This window comes from Bradyrhizobium sp., from assembly GCF_016462955.1.
GTDB lineage: Bacteria > Pseudomonadota > Alphaproteobacteria > Rhizobiales > Xanthobacteraceae > Bradyrhizobium.
In genome coordinates this window covers 1,696-4,529 of the sequence record NZ_JAEMSD010000531.1, presented here as the reverse complement: position 1 = coordinate 4,529, position 2,834 = coordinate 1,696, and the positions used below count along the sequence as shown (strand labels likewise).

At 64.1% G+C, this 2,834-nt stretch carries 3 protein-coding genes and 1 pseudogene; 2 read left to right on the top strand and 2 right to left on the bottom strand.

Going from position 1 to position 2,834, the window contains the following annotated elements:
- On the top strand, positions 1 to 212 hold a 212-nt coding region (locus tag JHD07_RS33610), incomplete at its 5' end, for a hypothetical protein (protein WP_291629979.1).
- Here the strand turns inward: JHD07_RS33610 and JHD07_RS33605 are convergent.
- Together JHD07_RS33605 and JHD07_RS33600 are read right to left on the bottom strand one after the other, a co-directional pair.
- The gene (locus tag JHD07_RS33605; RefSeq protein WP_291629977.1) at positions 198 to 1,337 is read right to left on the bottom strand and encodes a cysteine desulfurase family protein; all 1,140 of its coding nucleotides are present in this window, start codon (positions 1,335 to 1,337) and stop codon (positions 198 to 200) included. The genes JHD07_RS33610 and JHD07_RS33605 overlap by 15 nt on opposite strands.
- 52 nt (positions 1,338 to 1,389) lie before the next feature.
- Positions 1,390 to 2,583, bottom strand: a complete 1,194-nt coding sequence (locus JHD07_RS33600; RefSeq protein WP_291629975.1) for an acyltransferase family protein — start codon at positions 2,581 to 2,583, stop codon at positions 1,390 to 1,392.
- A 44-nt stretch (positions 2,584 to 2,627) separates the two neighbouring features.
- On the opposite strand from JHD07_RS33600, the pseudogene JHD07_RS33595 reads away from it, so the two are divergent.
- Positions 2,628 to 2,834 (top strand): annotated as a pseudogene (locus tag JHD07_RS33595) (LytTR family transcriptional regulator); the annotation flags it as partial.

Below are 2,834 nucleotides of genomic sequence, written 5' to 3'. Positions count from 1 at the left end.
TCGATCAGGGTCTCAAACCCATAACGATACTGGTCGACGTCGATGCGCTTCACGCGCTCGACCGTCTCTTGTACGGCTGGCATTCCATCCTCCGCTCGCGGTTTCAAGGACCGCGGTGGATCAAACTCGGACGAGTATTACGATATTTCCTGGCGGAAAGCACGGGGCTTAGAACCGTTCAAGCCGTGTTTCATCGCTTAGCCCTTAAGTAGGGTATTACCGAGCTTTCGCCAAGCCTCTAACGCCCTATTGATGTCGTCGGGTTCGGTGGACCAGCCCAGACTGAGGCGCACCGCTCCCTGGGCCACCGCAGGGTCATAGCCCATCGCCGACAGGACGTGGGACGGCTGGACCTTTCCGGAGGAGCAGGCGGAGCCGGAAGAGACCGCAACGCCCTCGAGGTCGAACCCGATCACGGCGGTTTCGGCCTTCAGGCTTGGCGCGGTGAACAGCACGGTATTCGGCAACCGGCTGGTATCCTCCGCAAAAATGGTTGCTCCGGCAATGCCGCGCAAGCCATTTTCCAAGAGATCTCTGAGGCTTGCCATTCGGCTCGCATCCTCCGGAAGAGCCTCAAGTGCCGCCTTCACCGCCGCCCCGAAACCCGCGATCCCCGCGACATTCTCGGTTCCGGCGCGCCGGTTGAGCTCCTGCCCGCCGCCCCGCAGCACCGGCTCCAGGCCGTTGATCCCGTCGCGCATTACCACGGCACCAACACCCTTGGGACCGCCGATCTTGTGTGCAGAGAAGGTGGCAAGGTCAGCGCCTATCGAATTGATATCGAACGGCATTTTCCCCAGCGCCTGGATCGCATCGACGTGCAGGAGGCCGCCCGCCTCGTGGACGAGGCTTGCGGCTTCGGCAACCGGCTGGAGCGCGCCGGTCTCGTTGTTGGCGGCCATGATCGAGACAAGGGCTGGCGGGCCGTCCTTCAGCAACGCCCTTATACGATCGAGGTCGACCACGCCCGAGCGCGTCACCTCGATCAGCCCGAGCTTGTCTGAGGGGAACCGGCCACCTGATAGCACGGAGGCGTGCTCGACCGCTGAAACCAGCAGCCTCTCGACAGGTCCGCCGGACGGGCTCCGCAAGCCTGGCGCAAGCGCCAGCGCGTTGGCCTCGGTTCCAGATGAGGTGAAGACGACGTTGCGCGGCTGCGCCCCGACCGAGGCTGCGAGGGTGGCGCGGGCCTCCTCGACCAGCCGCCGCGCGTCCCGCCCCTCGGCGTGGACCGACGAGGGATTACCGATCAGGTCATAGGCAGCCAGAATTGCAGCCAGCGCCTCGGGGCGCAGCGGCGTGGTCGCATTCCAGTCGAGATAGACCCGGGTCGGCATCTGGCCCTCTTAGCACCTTTTGCCATCCCGCCAATCGGACGGCGGGCGCTGGTCAGGCCGGTTGTTGCTGCCCCATCCTTGCATCACCGCGCGGCAGCGCCCGCAATCCGAACAGCGGCCGCAGCCAGGCAATACGCCGGACGATTTCATAAGTCGCCACACAGGCAAGCGCGGTCCCGACGATAACAATGGACGCTTCGATCCCGGCCGACAGACCGCTGCCGTGCAATTGATGCGCGATCACGATGATCGCGGTCTGATGCACGATGTAGTACGGGAAGATCGCGTCGGTGAGATAGCGGCGCGCGGGGCTGTCGGCAGTGATGCAGCGCCGCGCAAAACCCAGCACGGCGGCGATCGCGAGCCATTGATAGCAACCATAGGCCGAGGCGGCGAACCACTTCAGCGTGGGCGATGGCGAAAACAGGCCGGCGCGAACCAGAATGAAGGCCGAAAAGCATGCCGCGGCAGCCGTCAGCGCGATCCAACGCTGACGGTCGAGTTCGCGCCAGATCATATCCTGCTTTGCCAGCAGGAAGCCGACCAGGAAGGCCGTCGCGTGGTCCGCATGGTTGTACCAATCGCCGAACAGCGCATGCGTCGAGGGGAACGCCGGGAACAGCACCAGGCGCCAAATCACATATAGCAGACAAGGCAGGATCAGGAGCCCGGGCCCGGCGAGAACGGCGGCGAGCTTGCGGCCAAGCCAGTCGGCGCCTGCCGGCCACAGTGCAAGCACTCCGATCAGGGCCATCGTGTAGACCCAGAGATAGACCACGAACCAGAGATGATTCCAGGTCGGCAGCACGATGCACGGGTTCGGGCAGAACTGTGCGCCGAAGGCAAAGTAGTGCCTGACATAGAAATCCAGAAAGCCGGCGGGATAGCCGAGGCTCTCCACGATCTGGAGATAGGATTGCGGCGGCACGATCACGAGCATCCCGAAGACCAAGGGAATCAAGAGCCGCGCTGACCGTGCGCGGGCGAGCTTTGACGGGGTCGACTTGTCGAGCATGAAACGGGTCGCGACTCCCGACACCAGAAACAGCAGCGACAGCCGCCAGGGGTTGAGCACCAGCATCACCGGTTCCAGCCAGGTCAGCCGGTGCTCGCTCTTGATGTGAAATCCCCAGGACACGTAGAGCATGCCGACGTGGTAGAAGATCAGGAGCCCGAAGGCTAAAATCCGCACCCAGTCCAGATCGATGCGCCTGTCCGGTTCTTGGAATTGCTGTGGTGTTGTCATGGTCTTCTGCTCCTTGACGGGACGACGAACGCGGTTGCCGGGCCATGGCTGACACCGAAAATGCTCCGCCTGCGGCTCGCGTCGAGCCGGTTTGGGATCAGGATCGGACGCCGGGGGACGGGTCGCCGCCGGCTGGGACGAGCGGCGGGTCTTTCGGGACGAGCGGGGACCGGACGACGTTCGCGGCGATCGCGGCGGTCGCGATCGCGATCGGAATCGTGAACGCACTGTCGGGCGCTCAGGACGCCGCC